The organism is Colwellia demingiae (assembly GCF_007954275.1).
Taxonomy (GTDB): domain Bacteria; phylum Pseudomonadota; class Gammaproteobacteria; order Enterobacterales; family Alteromonadaceae; genus Colwellia; species Colwellia demingiae.
Map to the genome: position 1 here is coordinate 441,440 of NZ_VOLT01000005.1, position 17,091 is coordinate 458,530.

General features: G+C 37.5%; 12 protein-coding genes and 1 pseudogene. 4 read left to right on the top strand and 9 right to left on the bottom strand.

Annotated elements, in window-relative coordinates:
- Window positions 1-25: 25 nt before the first annotated feature.
- Window positions 26-1,822, bottom strand: a complete 1,797-nt coding sequence (locus ESZ36_RS12480; protein ID WP_146788341.1) for an acyl-CoA dehydrogenase C-terminal domain-containing protein — start codon at window positions 1,820-1,822, stop codon at window positions 26-28.
- 967 nt (window positions 1,823-2,789) lie between these two features.
- Between ESZ36_RS12480 and ESZ36_RS12485 the strand changes: the two genes are divergently transcribed.
- Window positions 2,790-3,398 carry a TetR/AcrR family transcriptional regulator gene (locus tag ESZ36_RS12485; RefSeq protein ID WP_146788345.1) on the top strand — a complete coding sequence of 203 codons (609 nt, stop codon included), beginning with the start codon at window positions 2,790-2,792 and terminating at the stop codon, window positions 3,396-3,398.
- Between the two features lie 46 nt (window positions 3,399-3,444).
- On the opposite strand, the gene ESZ36_RS12490 is transcribed toward ESZ36_RS12485, so the two are convergent.
- From ESZ36_RS12490 to ESZ36_RS12520, 8 genes and pseudogenes are all read right to left on the bottom strand, one after another.
- Entirely contained in the window at window positions 3,445-3,813 is a 369-nt protein-coding gene (locus tag ESZ36_RS12490) for an alkyl sulfatase C-terminal domain-containing protein (RefSeq protein WP_246129083.1), read from the bottom strand.
- Window positions 3,814-3,830: 17 nt separating this feature from the next.
- Window positions 3,831-3,962, bottom strand: a pseudogene (locus ESZ36_RS23190) (alkyl sulfatase dimerization domain-containing protein); the annotation flags it as partial.
- Between the two features lie 269 nt (window positions 3,963-4,231).
- Window positions 4,232-5,299, bottom strand: a complete 1,068-nt coding sequence (locus ESZ36_RS12495; RefSeq protein WP_146788347.1) for a patatin-like phospholipase family protein — start codon at window positions 5,297-5,299, stop codon at window positions 4,232-4,234.
- Complete coding sequence (locus ESZ36_RS12500; RefSeq protein WP_146788350.1) at window positions 5,299-6,954, bottom strand: AMP-binding protein; 1,656 nt, start codon at window positions 6,952-6,954, stop codon at window positions 5,299-5,301. The genes ESZ36_RS12495 and ESZ36_RS12500 overlap by 1 nt, the downstream gene beginning before the upstream one ends.
- Window positions 6,955-6,992: 38 nt before the next feature.
- A complete protein-coding gene (locus tag ESZ36_RS12505) occupies window positions 6,993-8,381 on the bottom strand; it encodes a DUF1254 domain-containing protein (RefSeq protein ID WP_170235835.1) in 1,389 nt (462 codons plus the stop codon).
- A 155-nt stretch (window positions 8,382-8,536) separates the two neighbouring features.
- A complete protein-coding gene (locus tag ESZ36_RS12510) occupies window positions 8,537-9,298 on the bottom strand; it encodes an SDR family NAD(P)-dependent oxidoreductase (protein WP_146788355.1) in 762 nt (253 codons plus the stop codon).
- Window positions 9,299-9,370: 72 nt separating this feature from the next.
- Window positions 9,371-10,345 carry an NADPH:quinone oxidoreductase family protein gene (locus ESZ36_RS12515; RefSeq protein WP_146788358.1) on the bottom strand — a complete coding sequence of 325 codons (975 nt, stop codon included), beginning with the start codon at window positions 10,343-10,345 and terminating at the stop codon, window positions 9,371-9,373.
- A 452-nt stretch (window positions 10,346-10,797) separates the two neighbouring features.
- Window positions 10,798-11,568: an SDR family oxidoreductase gene (locus tag ESZ36_RS12520; RefSeq protein WP_146788360.1), complete on the bottom strand. Its 771-nt coding sequence runs from the start codon at window positions 11,566-11,568 to the stop codon at window positions 10,798-10,800.
- A 376-nt stretch (window positions 11,569-11,944) separates the two neighbouring features.
- Here ESZ36_RS12520 and ESZ36_RS12525 point away from each other — a divergent pair, with 376 nt between their 5' ends.
- The 3 genes from ESZ36_RS12525 (at window position 11,945) to ESZ36_RS12535 (ending at window position 17,070) form a co-directional block, all read left to right on the top strand.
- Window positions 11,945-14,566 carry a TonB-dependent receptor gene (locus tag ESZ36_RS12525; RefSeq protein ID WP_146788362.1) on the top strand — a complete coding sequence of 874 codons (2,622 nt, stop codon included), beginning with the start codon at window positions 11,945-11,947 and terminating at the stop codon, window positions 14,564-14,566.
- Between the two features lie 169 nt (window positions 14,567-14,735).
- The gene (locus tag ESZ36_RS12530; RefSeq protein WP_146788367.1) at window positions 14,736-15,359 is read left to right on the top strand and encodes a TetR/AcrR family transcriptional regulator; all 624 of its coding nucleotides are present in this window, start codon (window positions 14,736-14,738) and stop codon (window positions 15,357-15,359) included.
- A 46-nt stretch (window positions 15,360-15,405) separates the two neighbouring features.
- Window positions 15,406-17,070 carry a sulfatase-like hydrolase/transferase gene (locus tag ESZ36_RS12535; protein WP_146788369.1) on the top strand — a complete coding sequence of 555 codons (1,665 nt, stop codon included), beginning with the start codon at window positions 15,406-15,408 and terminating at the stop codon, window positions 17,068-17,070.
- Window positions 17,071-17,091 lie beyond the last annotated feature (21 nt).

The window sequence follows — 17,091 nt, forward strand, 5'->3', positions numbered from 1 at the left end:
TATTGTTTATTGTTAGATATATTGTTTAGAAAAGCATATGTTCTTCATTAATAGCCATCATACTTTCACCGCCTGATTTAATACAGGCAGCATGCCCAGCAGCTTTTGGTAAGACGCGGTCAAAATAGAATTGACCCGTTTGAATTTTAGCAAGATAAAAATCTCCTTCATCAGTACCTGAGTCTATAGATTTCTGAGCTGTTACCATCATCTTTAACCAGTAGTACCCTAAAGTTACATAACCTGCATACATAAGATAATCCACCGATGCGGCACCGATCTCATCAGGATTATTCATCGCTTTAACACCAATTTCTTGAGTTATTTTCTCCAATTTTTGGAAATATCCGCCTAGTGTTGTACATAAAACAGTAAATTGTGGCTTAGTAGCATTAGCTATAATGAATGATGTTACTTCTTCACCAAATGACTTTAATAAGGCACCTTTTGACCCTAATACTTTTCGGGCCAATAAATCTAATGCTTGAATACCTGTAGTACCTTCATATAAGCAAGATATCTTTGTATCACGCATCAGCTGTTCCATACCCCATTCAGAAATATAGCCATGACCACCGTACACTTGAACACCTAGGCTTGTTGCTTCCAATCCCGCTTCTGTTAAAAATGCTTTTGCAATAGGAGTTAATAACGCTAGTTTGGCGTCGGCTTGAGCTAGAACGGCAGGATCTTTACCATTTAATTTTTCATCAACCAATAATGTCAAGTCGTAGATCAATGCTCTACCACCTTCAGCTATAGATTTTTGGGTTAATAACATACGACGTACATCTGGATGAACAATAATAGGATCAGCAGGGCCATTAGGGTTTTTAACACCCGTTAAAGATCTCATCTGCAGTCTATCTCTTGCGTAAGCTAATGCACCTTGAAAGGATGCGTCAGCTGCTGCTACACCTTCTCCAGCTACACCAAGTCTCGCTTCATTCATAAAGGTGAACATACAATTCAAACCACGATTGATCTCACCAATTAAGTAACCTTTCGCTTCATCAAAATTAATAACACAGGTAGCACTGCCTTTTATACCCATTTTATGCTCTATCGAACCACATTCCACAGTGTTTCTATCAATAACATTACCACCTGGATCAATATTGAACTTAGGAACAGCAAATAAAGAAATTCCTTTTGTGCCTTCTGGTGAACCAGGAATTCTGGCAATAACGATATGAACGATATTTTCTGACATATCGTGCTCACCGGCCGAGATAAAGATTTTACTGCCACTCAAGTTGTAGCTACCATCATCATTCAATTCAGCTTTTGTTCGTAACATACCTAAATCTGTACCACAGTGTGCTTCCGTTAAACACATTGTTCCCGTCCAAGTACCTTCAACTAACTTAGGTAGTATCATCTCTTTAAGCTGTTGAGAACCATGTTCCTCAAGAGTAGCCATAGCTCCATGACTTAAACCCGGGTACGTAGCAAAACTATGATTAGCAGCTGAGAGCATTTCTGAAACACAAGCATGCAAAGAAGCAGGCATGCCTTGGCCACCCCATTCTTCTTTCTGAGATAGCGTAGGCCAACCACCTTCAACATATAATTTATAAGCTTCTTTAAATCCATCAGGTGTAGTAACTTCACCTTTATCCCATTTACATCCTTGCTCATCGCCAATTTGATTTAAGGGCGCAATTTCTTGTTCTGCAATTTTAGCGCCTGCTTGTAAAATGGCATCAACCATGTCTGGCGTTGCATCTTCAAAACCAAGTCTTTCATAGCGTGAATGACAATCAAGTAGTTCTTGCATGACAAACTTCATGTCTCTTATAGGGGCTTTATACTCAGGCATTATCTTTATCTTCCTATTTGTTGTTTAAAAAAGTACCTACAAAGATACTACTTTCATTATCCTTAGACTACCTATTGACACTATGAGTGTCAATAGGTAGTCATTATTATATAGTCACTAACTGTGGGTAAAGTAAAAAACCAGCTGTTTAAAAGTGAAATTGGTTTAATGTTTTGCATTAATTGATGCTGATAAGCCGTGTCAAAGCTTTCCGTCAACGTTTCTGAAGCGGTAAGAATGTTATTCCAATAAGCGAATCGGCTACTATCATCTAAGAGTTTTAAATCATTTCTATCTGATATTTTTTGGTAAGGTAGTGAATTAATAAATTTTTTCGATGGGTAAATCAAAACAACATTGTCATAGGTGTTTGGGTGTAAATTACGCTTTAGGTTTTTAGTGATATATATACGAGCAAACTATGCTTTTTCGAATAGTAATCCTCTATTACAGCCACCACTCTCCTTTTCTGTGGGGACGCTTGAAAATGTGGCAGCACGTCGAAGAAAATACCCATAAAAATATATTACCTTTCGATTATATTTGCTAACAAGGTGACAGTTTACAGGCCGCTACTTCATCAGATACTTGGACTCTATTACGAACAATGCAAAACCTTTTAAAAAGAGCAAGCATTCGATGTGATGAAATCTATGAAAGATATGATATTAAGGTCATTTATCGAGCGAAACTCGGCGTCGCCTACTTTGACATAGGTATCAATCTATTATTTTCTTCACTCATAAAAGTGATAAATATTCTTTCATTTAATTACAATTTCAATCAATAAATTAACTAAAACTCACTGAGGCATTGCTTTGTTTAGTAATGCCTCACCCGCTAAATATCAATCATTCCTCAAAGTCTTTGGCTAGGCATCGTCTATGTCTTAGTGTATTATATTCCCTAAAATCAAGTTTTTTTCGTACTTGTAAGTCTTTGAATATATAAATACAGGAATGCACCTTTGACAACAGATCTCAACGAAAAAAAAATTTCAGCCAAACCAGATGGACGTAAACTGCGCACTGATGATAGCCGACAAAAAATAGTCAGTGCCTTTTTACAATTGATCCGTGAAGGAACTGTAGCTCCAAGCGCTGAATGTGTTGCTAGAGCAGCCAATGTAGGACTTAGAACTGTTTTTAGGCGCTTCAAAGAGATGGAGTTGTTGTATCGAGAAATGATTATAGAGCTACAAAATAAATTTGCTCCCGAGGTTGTCAAACCTTGGAAGACTACTGGCGTGGAAAATCAACTGCAAGAAATGCTTGAACGTAAAGCTATTATTTATGAAGATTTAATGCCTTATCGAATAGCATCGAGCTATCATAAATACCACTCAGAATTTATAAAACATTCTCATAAACATTGGAATGAAATTGAACAGAAAAGTCTCGAAAGTATTTTACCTTTTAAAAAAAGCAGCGAGCCAGTGTTATTCAATGCTATAGAAGTAGCATTGAGTTTTGATACTTGGCTGCAACTTAGAGTAGATCATAATATTAATCCAGAACAAAGCTATGACACAATGAAACTGAGCCTGTCAGCTTTATTACAAACCTACAATAATTAAATATTGTAATACCAACTTAATGAATTAAGTTGGCATTAAGAAGTTATCACGGCGTAACAATATTAAACGTACCTTTGGGTTTATCAAGTAGACTAAAAAAGGTTAGTAAATCCAGTTTACTGCCTTCAATATTTAGCTCATCACCAAATAAAGTTTCCTTTAACCCTGCTTCTCCAACAATCAAATCAATAAAGAGTGATTGCGTTATGTTAATTGTTGTACCCGCCTGAGTTGCCTCATTTGCTGTTTGATGCCTTAACACTGAGTTTTCTAAAGTCAGCAAATATTGATGCTGTAAATCAGTAAAATTAACTTTGATGGTTAAAAACTCTCCTTCTGCTTTTATTCCGTTTAAGCTCACAGACATATTTTCAAAAAAATTATGAACAGGCGTTTTCAGTAAAACATTTTTCATCGTTGCAGGTATAACACCTATACTAGTACACCATGACGAAGCTCATAGACCCCTAATAAATAGAAGTCTCTCCATGAAGCTGACTCTGCAATATAACCAAGTTGATCATAGGTTTTAGCAAGTAACGCTTTTGCTGGTAAATGCTCTGGCTTAACAAAACAACTTGATTGAGCAGCGGGGTATTAGGTGATCGCGATGCATGAGAATATGCAAACCACTGGTACCATGGAACATTAAGCGCGGCTAGGTGCCGATCCTTATACGCTTACAAAAAAACTTATTGGAATTGGTATCTCAATAGTTTATAAAATTTGAAGAATTAGGTAGTTTACTTTATTGCCAACGAAGTTCACCATGCCAAGATAGTGAACCTATTGATTCTACATTTGTGTACCTATGTAGTTAGGTAGTTATTTTCTTATGTACTTAGCAGTGAGATGACTTTTATTTTTTTTAGCTGTTGATGTTGATAAAAATCGTCAAAGCTTTGTGCTAATTGCTCTGATGCAACAAGTACTTTTTTCCAGTATTTAATTCGACTTGAGTCATCGAGTGTATGAAAGTCATTTCTATCGGGTATCTTGGTATAGGGTAGTGACTGTATAAACTTTTTAGAGGGGCAAACAAAAACAATATTATTGTAATTTTCGGGCTTAAAACTACGTTGTAAATTTTTATCGAACCAGCCAGCTTTAATGGTATGACTAAAATGAGGGTATAGAGTTAACCCTTGATTTTTAATATGAAAATCAAAGTGATAATCAATAATGCCGCCATCACGATAAACGCCCTCAGGGCTGCCCGTAATGTCTTTAATACCTGCCATTATCAATGGAATACAACCAGAGGCGAGCAAAGCATCCTTAAAATTGTCTGCTGATAAATTTACGGTATGTGTTTGAATATTGTAGGGGTCATATAAGTCAATATCACTCGCTACACTATGATAAATAAAGCGTTGATATTGACTCGACAGTCCTTTCCGGCTTTGATAGTTTTTTATATAGCTTTTAAGCAGTCCTATTCCTTGTAGCAGTTTGTTTTCAGAAGCGACTAAGCCATTTACTTTTGTAACAATAAAGTGAGCTTTATATAAAGGGTTAGTTATGATTTCGTTGATTCGGTTACTATTTTTACCGAGTAAACTATCCACTAAATCAATTGCACTATCCGTTACTTGTTGTGGTGTAGGACGTTTAGATTCGTAGGTAATTTCGCTATAACGCTTTGCAAAATCAGACACTGCTGACACAGGATCATTGGTACAAAAGCAGGCAGCACGAAAAGCGCCTGCACTTGAGCCAATAATGTTGAGTGGTTTGCTCCTATTCACAAAGAAGTCACCAAATAGGTATTTATCTAAGCCGAATAAAGTAAACCATTTAGGACCACCACTTGCGCCTAGAAAACTATTAAACAGATCGGCTTTAAAACCTTGCTCGTTAATTGTTTTTAATGCGGATGGCCCTGCATAAAAATCTAACATTATGATCTTAAATCTTTGCGCAATATTTTTCCAACATTACTCTTTGGTAATTCGTCTCTTAGCTCAAATTCTTTAGGGATTTTGTAGCTCGTCAGTTGCAATCGACAATGTTCAATCAAAGCTTTCTTGTTTAACTCGCCACTTTTAGTCACTAAGAATACTTTGATTTTTTCACCTGACTGTTCACAAGGTATGCCAATAACGGCCACTTCAATTATGTCATCAATCATGGAGATAACTTCTTCAATTTCATTAGGGAAAACATTGAAACCAGAGACCAAAATCATGTCTTTTTTACGATCTACGATGGTAAAAAATCCATTTTCGTCAACGGTAGCTACATCACCCGTCGCAACCCAATCATCTATAATTACCTCTGCCGTTGCTTCAGGTAAATTATAATAACCTTGCATAACCTGAGGACCTCTTATCCACATTTCACCCGGTTCATTAAGGGCAACTTCATTACCTTCATCATCAAGCAGCTTTACACTTGTTGAAGGTAAAGGAACTCCGATAGCGCCAGAAAAAGAGGTTTGATCATAGGGGCTAGTAGTTACGCAAGGTGAGCATTCTGTCAGCCCATACCCTTCAAGTACGGGTGAACCTGTAACATCATGCCACTTATCTGCTACTGATTTTTGTGTTGCCATACCTCCAGCAAACGTTAATTTTAAAGTGCTAAAGTCTAACTTTAAAAAATCAGGTTCATTTAATAAGCCATTAAATAACGTATTTAAACCTGCAAAGGCAGTAATAGGATATTTACTCATGGTTTTAATAAACATAGGTAAATCTCTTGGATTAGTGATAAGTAAATTAGCACCACCAAAAGTCATAAAGCTTAAACAGTTACACGTTAATGCAAAAATATGATAAAGCGGTAAAGCGGTAACCACTAACTCTTTATTCTCTACTGTTAAGGGTTTTACCATCGCGTTCATCTGTAGCATATTTGCCACAATATTTCGGTGACTTAACATGGCTCCTTTCGCTACGCCTGTTGTTCCACCCGTGTACTGCAGAAAAGCAAGATCTTCAGGAAAAACATCAACCTCTTGAAAAGAGAGTTTTTTACCTTGTTTAAGTACGGTATTAAACTTAATGCAATCCGGTAAACTAAAGTTAGGTACCATTTTCTTTATGTGCTTAACGGCTGTATTAATCATTTTACCTTTTAAAAATCCTGCTCTGTCGCCTAATTGTGTTGTTATCACATGTTCAACTGAGGTATTAGCGATAACTGACTCTAAAGTAACAGCAAAATTTTCAACAACTAACATAGCCTTGGCTTTAGAATCTTTAAGTTGATGTTCAAGTTCCCTCGCCGTATAAAGAGGATTTACATTAACAACGGTAAGTCCTGCTTTTAATGCACCAAATAAGGCAATAGGATACTGCAATACATTGGGTACCATAATCGCGAATTTATCGCCTTTTTGAAGCCCCATATTTTGTTGTAAATAAGCCGCAAAATCTCGCGATTGTTCAGCTAAATCACCATAACTTAAGTTTGTTCCCATATTAATAAAAGCAATATTATCAGCATACTTTTTAGTAGATTTATCAAATAACGTAACCAATGATTTATATTGCTCAGGGTTTATTTCTTCCGGTACACCCGGTGGGTAACTTTTTAGCCAAACTTTTTCCATTATATATCTCTCTATGTAGAATATTTAAAATGATGCGATTAAACCGCTTTTAGCGAGTCAGATTTATTTTCAACTTTACGTACAGGAGGAAGCGTCCATTCACCCTTAAGAAAAGCCTCATCAACCATGTAAAGTCTTAACAATAAATTAAATTTATCTGCTGGGGCAGGAAGCCAGTTACTCGTACCTTGGCTGGGCGGTTGGTTTTGAATATACAAATCTAACGAGCCATCTGCATTAAACTCTAATCCAGAACGATCACCTATGGCATAACGATTAATGTAATTATCGATAAAAAATCCTTCATGGTCGTACATAGATAATGACCAGAATGCACGGACTGATGGAATATTTTCTGCAGGGAAATGTAAGACGTAATTATTACTACCATCGTAGGCATGTCCTGTCGCATCAACACTAGTACTTGGGTAACTCGCCTCTATTGCGGGCAATGCTCCTAAACCAAGTCGTGCAATCGCAGCTCGAAGTTTATAATTAGTGCCGTAAGTACCTAAATCAAGCATCACATTCCACCCTTGTTCATTGGCTTCTCTAATGCCCACTGCTTGCAATAATTTTTCTATCGTTAATGGTAAGGCTTTCTCTACCGCCCATTGCTGTATGAACCCTAAATTATCTTTTTGAAAATTAGCACCTGCGACAATATTTAAATGCGCAAATTTAGCAAGCTCATCACTATCGACAGACGCTGGAGATTGTTGTTCCATCAGTGTGTTCATCTTACTAAAAAAGGTCTGAGCATCCATGGCATCAACAATTTTCATTGGATCAATAGATTTATCTTCTGATAAACTATTCGTTACACCTTTATATCTTTCTCCTGTTTTCCATAACGCTAGAGGTGTTAATGCCATATCAGCTTGAATGTTTGCAACATTAACGACATCAAATTTACTGTTACTTTGAATTCGACCTATCATCCAAACCATATCCGTAGGCGACTTTACTACCGAATCAATACCACTGGGCAACTCGCCGGTAAAGTCTGGGCCAACGACGGCAATTTCTTGTGCTTCATTACCGGTAGTACTGGTGCCACGGCGTTCAAATACATTAGTCCATGCATCCATAAAAGGTAGCACGTAATAACGTTCTCCTGTAGCGGGCATAGATAAAATTAAGGGACCTTGTGAAAGGTCAATCCATGCAGAGGTATAAAGCGTGTCTACATTTGGTCTAACGACTAAACGAAAATCACTATCAGGAAAATCTTGAGTATGTTTTAGTTGATTCATACCACCATGGGCAGTCAAACCTTTACGGGTTTCTTCCATAATAACTAAGGGATAACCATATAAATAAGCTGATGCCGCAAGCTTTATTTCATCAATAGCGGTTTTAGCAATCCCAGCTAAACTTGCGATTACTACTATTGCTGCCATTGAGTATTTTATTGTTTCATTCATCTTCATCCCCTAACTAAAACCACAAACTTAATTTTTATATGTTATTAATTGTTTGTTGGTATATTTATAAAGCCACTCAACATTGCCAATATGAGTGGTAGTTATTTTTCTATATCAAGACTAGATCAGGACTATATTAATACTGAATGCTATAACTAGCTGGCAGAAACACCACCATCAATAGCAATACATTGCCCTGTCATGTAAGTGTTTTTAGGTGATAACATCATGACCATCATCGCAACTATTTCCTCTGGTTGCCCCAACCGTTTCATCGGCGCACCTTGACTCATCTGCGCACGCATATCACTATTGGTAGATTCAGTGACCATACTGGTTAAAGTAAAAAATGGGCAAATAGCATTAATACGTATATTTTCGCTGGCATATTCAACCGCTGCCGTTTTCGTTAAACCTATTACCGCATGTTTCGCGGCACAATAAGCCGATATTCTAGGTGCTCCACCTAAACCAGCCATTGAACTGACATTTAAAATACTGCCATTACCCTGTGTTAACATTTGGCTAATTTGATAACGCATCCCAAATTGAACGCCCTTAACATTCACATTGAACTGAAGATCCATTAAGGCTTCGTCAGTTTCATGAAGCGGCATAAAACCTTGACCTATACCTGCATTATTTACCGCTATATCTAAACGGCCATATTTTTCAACGGCAGTATCAACCATCGCTTTACATTGAGAGTTTACCGAGACATCACAAGACAAAGCGACAACATCAGCACCATTATTCGCTAAGGCGCTTGCTACTTCATCAACACCTTTTTTATCAATGTCACCCAAGACTAATTTAGCGCCACGTTCAGCTAATGCTTGCGCGAGTAATTTTCCAAAGCCTTTTGCTGCCCCTGTAATTAAAACAACTTTATTGGTGAAATCTAGCAACGGATCCATCTTTAATCTCCTGTAATGTAGTATTTTTATTATGGGTTTACTTATCAGTTTTTCTTATGAACAGCAGAAAAATTAGGGTGTAATGATTACTTTGCCTTTGACCTTACGACTCATCAATTTATTAATAGCATTGACCGTTGCCGATAACTCAAAGATTTCATCAATAACGACTTTAACTTTACCTTCTTGATACCATTGTAATAATTCATGCATATTCAACATAAAATCTTTCGGCTGTTTCTGGGTAAAGGTCCCCCAAAAAACACCAACCACACTGCAGCCTTTTACTAACGTTAAGTTCACTGACACTTTAGGTATGTCGCCGCTGGCAAAACCGACAACTAACAACCGACCATTCCATGCCATATTACTTAGGCAAGCATTAAATAACTCACCACCAACACAGTCGTAAGCAACATCGACTCCTTTGCCCTCTGTTACTGATTTGAGAGTAGATTTTACATCGACCTCACTTGAGTTAATAAGGATGTCAGCACCGTTTTCTTGGGCTATAGCGAGTTTTTCATCACTTGAACAAACAGCAATAACATTAGCGCCAATAGCCTTACCTATTTGAATAGCGGCTAATCCTGTACCTCCTGCAGCTCCTGTGACTAATAAAGTTTCACCTGCGGCTAAGTTGCCACGTTGACGAAGTGCATGATGCGCGGTAGCGTGCGCTGTTAATAAACCAGCAGCTTCAGTGCTAGCAATCTCTTGAGGTAAAGGCATAACCATTCGTGCATCTACTGCCACTTGCTCTGCAAAACCGCCCAACATACAAAAACAAACAACTCGTTGGCCTTCTTTAAGGTGTGTAACACCCTCTCCAAGTGTCGCAACCGTACCCGCAACTTCAGAGCCTGGAATAAACGGTGTTGGTGGCTTCATTTGATAAAGCCCTTGAACTAAAAGCCCATCAGGAAAGTTAACCCCTGCTGCTTCAATGTTAAGTACTACTTGTCCGGCTTTAGCTTGTGGAGACTCAACATCAGAAAGTGCTAAATTTTCTAATTCACTAAATTCATTACATACAATTGCTTTCATTGATAATTGCCTTATTTTTTCTTTATTTCAAACGCTACATTTAACGTGACTTTACGAGTAAACTTTATTGCCGATTTTCTCATTAAATTTATGTCTTAGTAACGTATTGAACCATTATTTCGACTCAACAAAATATCCAATTATTATTTTTATATCGCCATATACTGGCAATAACCAGCAACATACTCTTCTTTACTTTGTACACCGATTAGGATTCGGTCATTCCCTTTAATATACGGGTAGGCACATCAGAAAACGGGGACTCTAGTGTAAAAACATTTCAATTCTGCATGGCTATTATTTCAAGGCTATTTTGTCTAAACATCATATTATCTAAACAAACACCACCGTAAGCGAGTAAGACCCTGCAATCATCTTTCGTTCCTCAATGGTATAACAATCGACAAATGTTAAGCTATTATCATCATGTTCATATATTGAAGTGACTATCATCAAGCTAACAAGTACCCGCCATCAACATTAATGCATGTACCTGTGGTATAGCTTGACGCATTAGAAACCAAATACAGTACTGTACCCGCCATTTCATCCGGCTCCGCAACACGATTCATTGGGACATGAGCCATAACATGGCTTAATATTTGAGGGTTTTTGACCAACGCTGAAGCAAATTTTGTATCGGTTGCGCCGGGTAATAAAGCGTTAACACGAATATTGAATGGCGCGCATTCTTTAGCAAACGCTTTGGTCATGGAGATTACTGCGGCTTTGGTAATAGAGTATATTCCCTGCTGTTCTCCCGGGATTACGCCATTAACCGATGCTACATTAACAATTGCGCCACCACCTTGTTTTTTCATCAGTTTTCCGCCAATAGTCGACATAAAGAAATAACCACGTATGTTTACATCAACTGTTTTTTGAAAAGCATCTAAATCAGTATCAAGTATGTGACCATAATAGGGGTTTGCCGCTGCATTATTTACTAAAATATCAAGTTTTCCGTGTTGCTGTGCTATATCGGAAAAAATACTTTTTATTTGAGTCAAATCACCGATGTGGCATGCTATAGCTTGTGCACTGCCGCCTTGCTCAATAATGGTATCAACCACTTTTTGACAATCATCTAGTTTACGACTCGAAATAATGACATGTGCGCCATTTTGAGCCAGTAATTTAGCAATACTCTCACCAATACCACGACTTGCACCGGTAACTAATGCCACTTTACCCGTTAAATTAAATAATTCAGATGCGTTCATATATTCTCCCTATTAAATTTATTCAAACGATTTATTTACGTTATAAATTGATATCGTTAACCGTAATAAATATAAACCACCTTTCTTACCAGTGTCAATTATTTTGACACTAAGAGTGTCAAAAGATAACACGATAAACATAAATCATTGATAATTATGCAAATAAAGACAAAACACCATATAAGACCTTAGTAGAACAACAAAAAACACATAACGGTAGATAACCTATATAACAAATTAAAAATATTAATCTCAGCAAAAATTTAATGATTATCTAAGTTTGTTTTTTATTCAAAATAATATTGACACACAGAGTGCCAATATGTATTAATGATATAAAAATAATTACAAAAAATAACATCTACTGGGGAAAAACATGAATTCAAATAATAAATTAATAACTAATAAAAAGTATTTATCCGTACTTATTCCTGCACTACTTGCTAGTTCGAGTTTGTCATTACAAGCTGCGGAGCAAGAAGATAAAACGCATTCACTAGAAGTAATTACGGTAACCTCTCAAAAAAGAATTCAAAACTTACAAGAAGTTCCTATTGCGGTTACAGCCGTTACAGGCGAAACCTTAACGTCAGAAGCGATAAAAGATATTTATGACCTTCAAGCAAGTGTTCCAGGTTTAGGTGTTTTTCAAAGCCAAAGTGCTACCCATGCTAGTTTTTCTATTCGAGGAGTAGGTACATCTCCTCAAAACTACGGACTTGAGTCTTCAGTAGGTTTATATGTTGATGGCGTTTATCGTTCTCGTCAAAATGCGATGATTAATAACTATGTCGATGTTGACGCGGTTGAAGTATTAAGGGGTCCGCAAGGCACCTTATTTGGTAAGAACACTCCAATGGGCGCTATTAATATACGTACTGTTGCGCCTAGCCATGGTGACCGAAACGGTTTTCTTGAGTTTACCGCAGGTAATTATGGACTACTGAGTTTTTCTGGTGCTTCATCATTCACCGCCGTTGAAGATTTACTAACCTTTAGGGTAACGGGGTTTGGTAGTCAACGTGATGGTACCGTAAGTGATATAGAGTTTGGTGAAGATGTTCTTAATGACCGAAATAGATTCGGTGGTAGATTACAAGCGTTATATACCCCATCAGATGACCTTACTGTACGCATAGTTGCCGATTACTCTGAAATTGACGAGATCTGTTGTGGTGCAAACCCTACCACTAATAATTTTCAAGCAAGTGGAATACCCGGAAAATTTGGTAGTGACACTCTACTTTCATCGCCGCTTTTCAACGCAACAATCATCAAGTCAGCTGATTTTGATGAACGAATGACTGCATTTTCATTTTTACCTGAATCAACAATGGATGACAGTGGCCTGTCGGCAGAAATAACATGGGATATTAGCGATACGTTATCGTTCACTTCCTTATCGGCTTATCGACAATTTAACTCCTTTGACCATACAGAAGGTGATTTTACTAACCTCAACATGCTAGACAAAACAAATGATGCAGAGCAAAACTCCATTTCTCAAGAACTTCGCTTAGACTATAGCGGTGAAAAACTCCATGTCATCGGTGGTTTGTATTACTTCAGTCAAAACTTAGATGTTGATGGTATTCTTCATGTAGGTGATGACTTTAATAACTACGTCTTAAATGGCGCACTTCAAGGTGGGTTGAATGGCGTAATTCAGGGTATTAACCAAATAAGTGCTCTAACAGGTGGTGCGATTGCACCGGCTGCGTCAGCAGCTCCCGGTGACACAAATTTTTCAGCTTATTCAGAGCAAAAGCACAAAAGTTATGCTGTATTTGGGCAAGTTGATTACAAGCTAAGCGATGAATTAACTATTACGGCCGGCTTACGATACACCGATGAGAATAAAAAATTAAGCAATACCTTTACTGAGCATTACGCCAGTGGTGCAATCCATCCGACAGATATTACCTCTATAGGTAACCGCGCTGATCCTGAAACAATTGTTCCTGGTAGCTTGTTATACAGTGCAGGTGCTGCTGGTGCAGCCTTGCAGATGATTCAAGCGGGTGTTATTACACCGGGTACCCCTGCATTTGGACAGGCAGTTCAAACTTTTCAGCCCTTTCAGAAGGAAGGTTGGGCTTTCCAATCTTTAGCACCCGCAACTTCGTCTCGGCCAGATATTCAAGACAGTCTAGACGACGAACAAGTTACGGGTACGTTTAAACTCGCTTATCAGCCTAATGATGATACTTTAATTTATGCATCTTACGGTACAGGTTATAAATCAGGCGGAACTAATACAGATAATATAGATGAATCATTCGATCCAATATTTGACGCTGAAACATCACAATCATTTGAAGTTGGATTGAAGAAAGATTTTCCTGATCAAGCGTTACGACTTAATATTGCTGCTCATCAAACAAAAGTTGAAGATTTTCAACAGGCATCTTACACAGGTACTGGTTTTAATTTACAAAATGCAGGTGATTACGATACCTCAGGTGTTGAGGTAGAAGGTGTTTGGTTACCTACTGACACTCTCACTGTATCGCTTGCTTATGCATTTACTCAAGCTGAATATGAAACATTTGATAAAGGGAACTGCTGGATTGTTACTCCATGGCATACTGGTATAACACCTCCAGGACTAGAAAACCCAGATGACCCTTTTTGTGACCAAGCTGGAAATAAACCCGTGCTACAGCCCGAAAACACCTTGTTGCTTCAATTATCACAAGAGTTCGAATTTACTAATAGTATCTATGGTACGGCAAGCATTGATTATAATTATAGAGATGATTTTTATAGTGAAACTGGTAATGATCCACTATCTAAGGTTGATTCCAGTCGTTTAATAAATGCGCGTGTATTAGTTACCTTTGATGACTACGATTTCAACCTACTTTTTTGGGGACGTAATATAACCGATGAGACGACTAAAGGTTCAGGCATACCGGCAACACTGCAACCCGGTAAAATGATTAATTTTTACACCGAGCCTGCCACTTACGGCGTAACATTTAGAACGACTTTCTAGCGCTAACTTTTAGTACTAACGTTTAAGCACTATTTTTCAGTGCTAATTTTTAATACTAATATTCACAACGGTTAAATCACACAGATTTAGCCGTTGTGTTTTTTATAAAATCATATGTATTTATCATCTGCCTTTACGACACAAATAATAAACTAATGAGGGTGTTTTAGTGGTTACTCCCGTGGAAAAAAACGTTGATTGCATAATAAAACCAGATGGAAGAAAAGCACGTTCTACTGTCAGTAGAGTAAAAATCGTACAAGCTTTTTTACAATTAATAGGCGAAGGAAAAATAACACCTCGAGCCGAAGAAGTTGCCAAAATATCTGGCGTTGGCTTAAGAACTGTTTTTCGTCGTTTTAATGAAATGGAATTATTATATCGTGAATTAGTCCCTGAAATTGAACGAACCTTCGAAGATATGATAGTAAAGCCTTTAGAAGTTAATACCTGGCAAGATCAACTGCATGAATCGTTAATAAGAAAGTGCGCTATTTACGATAAAACAATGTGTTACAGAGTCGCTATTGTCTACCATAGCCAGCACTCTCCCTTTCTAAAAGATCGTTTAGAGAAGTGGCTATACGTTGAAGAAAAGGCGCATAAACAGATCTTACCTTTTGATTATGCTGAGAATAGAACACTCTATGCAAGCCTACAGGCTGCTACCTCTTCAGATACTTGGGCGCAATTACGAAATATGCAAAACCTTTCTAAAGAAGGTGCGTTTGAGGTGATGAAATCGATGAAAGATATGATAGTAAAATCTTTTATTGAACAAAACCCAAGTTAACCCAAGTTGATATACAAGCATCAACTAATACACTACGGATAACATAATGAAAAAAATAATTATTATTCTATTATCTCTTTTAGCTATTGGGATATTTACTTATCAGCAAAGATTAAATATTACCATGTTGTTAGCGCCTATCGCGAGAGACTATCAATACCCCGTTGGCCCTAATATCGACATTAATTGGTCACAAGGGCCCGAACAAGCGAAAAATTCACCAGTACAAAGAAAACCTAACATTGTACTTATTGTTGCAGATGACATGGGCTTTAATGATATTTCATTATATAACAAAGATATGACCCGAGTCATTGAAACACCTAACATTGATGCTATTGCGCACCAAGGCGTGCAATTTAATAATGGTTATGCGGGAGCCGCTATTTGTGCTCCCTCTCGCGCCAGTATGCTAACGGGTAGATATTCGACTCGCTTTGGTTTTGAATACACACCTATATTTAAAGTGGGTGTAAAAATATTGAATTGGATTGAAGAATTAGAGCCAAGTCCTATTCCAACACTAGTGGATACCGCAACATCTAAAACATTACTCAATATCGAACTATTAAGTATGCCTGCATCAGAATTCACCATTGCTGAATTATTAAATCAAGAAGACTACTACACCGCCCATATAGGTAAATGGCATGTTGGGTTAACACCTCAAATACAAGGTTTTGATGACTCTCTGATGTTAAATGGCTCTTTATATATGCCAAAAGACGATGAGAATGTAGTAAATGCCCCTGTAGAAGCTTCTGGTCTCGACAATATGGTATGGGCTGCTGGACAATATTCCGCAAAATTTAATGATGGTGAAGCGTTTTCACCTAAGGGTTACTTAACAGATTATTACACTGATGAAGCAGTAAAAGTTATTGAGAAAAATAAAAACAGACCATTCTATTTAGAATTAGACCACTGGGGTATTCATAATCCATTACAGGCATCAAAAGCCGATTATGATGCGCTGTCTCATATTAAAGATCATAAACTAAGAGTTTATAGTGCCATGATACGCGCGCTTGATCGTAGTGTAGCTAAAGTTATTCAAGCATTGGCTGATAACGGGCTAACTGACAATACTTTGGTTATTTTTACTAGCGATAATGGCGGTGCTGGTTATATCGACTTACCTGATATCAATAAACCCTACCGAGGTTGGAAAATAACAAACTTTGAAGGAGGAATACATATTCCCTTTATGGCAAAGTGGCCAGCCAAAATACCCGCAGGCATAACCTATGACAAAGCCGTTCATCATTCTGATATATTTCAAACAATTGCAGCAGCCGCAGGCGCCAGTGCACCGGCACACATCAAATTAGATGGTGTCGACTTTTTACCTTATATATTAAATGAAAATACCGGAACACCACACGAAACCCTATTCTGGCGACAAGGCCATCAACAGTCTGTGTTACATAAAGGGTGGAAGTTAATTCGAGCAGAACAGCCAAATTTTCCTGACGCTCCACCAATGAAGTTTTTGTTTAATTTAACTAATGATCCAACCGAACAAAATAATCTCGCATTAGTTCAACACGAAAAAGTGACTGAATTAGAAGTTTTATTAGTCTCGCATAATGCTGAACAAGTAGCACCCTTGTGGCCAAGTGTTGTTAACGTACCAATTATGATAGATAAATCGGGCGAGATAAGACATAAATATAAAAAAGGCGATAAATATCTTTATTGGCAAAATTAATAGTAAGTCATTGGTTGTACA

Coding starts and splice junctions, on each gene's coding strand:
- ESZ36_RS12480 (WP_146788341.1), bottom strand. CDS start 1,822: ATGCCTGAGTATAAAGCCCCTATAAGAGACATGAAGTTTGTCATGCAA.
- ESZ36_RS12490 (WP_246129083.1), bottom strand. CDS start 3,813: ATGAAAAATGTTTTACTGAAAACGCCTGTTCATAATTTTTTTGAAAAT.
- ESZ36_RS12495 (WP_146788347.1), bottom strand. CDS start 5,299: ATGTTAGATTTTTATGCAGGGCCATCCGCATTAAAAACAATTAACGAG.
- ESZ36_RS12500 (WP_146788350.1), bottom strand. CDS start 6,954: ATGGAAAAAGTTTGGCTAAAAAGTTACCCACCGGGTGTACCGGAAGAA.
- ESZ36_RS12505 (WP_170235835.1), bottom strand. CDS start 8,381: ATGAATGAAACAATAAAATACTCAATGGCAGCAATAGTAGTAATCGCA.
- ESZ36_RS12510 (WP_146788355.1), bottom strand. CDS start 9,298: ATGGATCCGTTGCTAGATTTCACCAATAAAGTTGTTTTAATTACAGGG.
- ESZ36_RS12515 (WP_146788358.1), bottom strand. CDS start 10,345: ATGAAAGCAATTGTATGTAATGAATTTAGTGAATTAGAAAATTTAGCA.
- ESZ36_RS12520 (WP_146788360.1), bottom strand. CDS start 11,568: ATGAACGCATCTGAATTATTTAATTTAACGGGTAAAGTGGCATTAGTT.
- ESZ36_RS12525 (WP_146788362.1), top strand. CDS start 11,945: ATGAATTCAAATAATAAATTAATAACTAATAAAAAGTATTTATCCGTA.
- ESZ36_RS12535 (WP_146788369.1), top strand. CDS start 15,406: ATGAAAAAAATAATTATTATTCTATTATCTCTTTTAGCTATTGGGATA.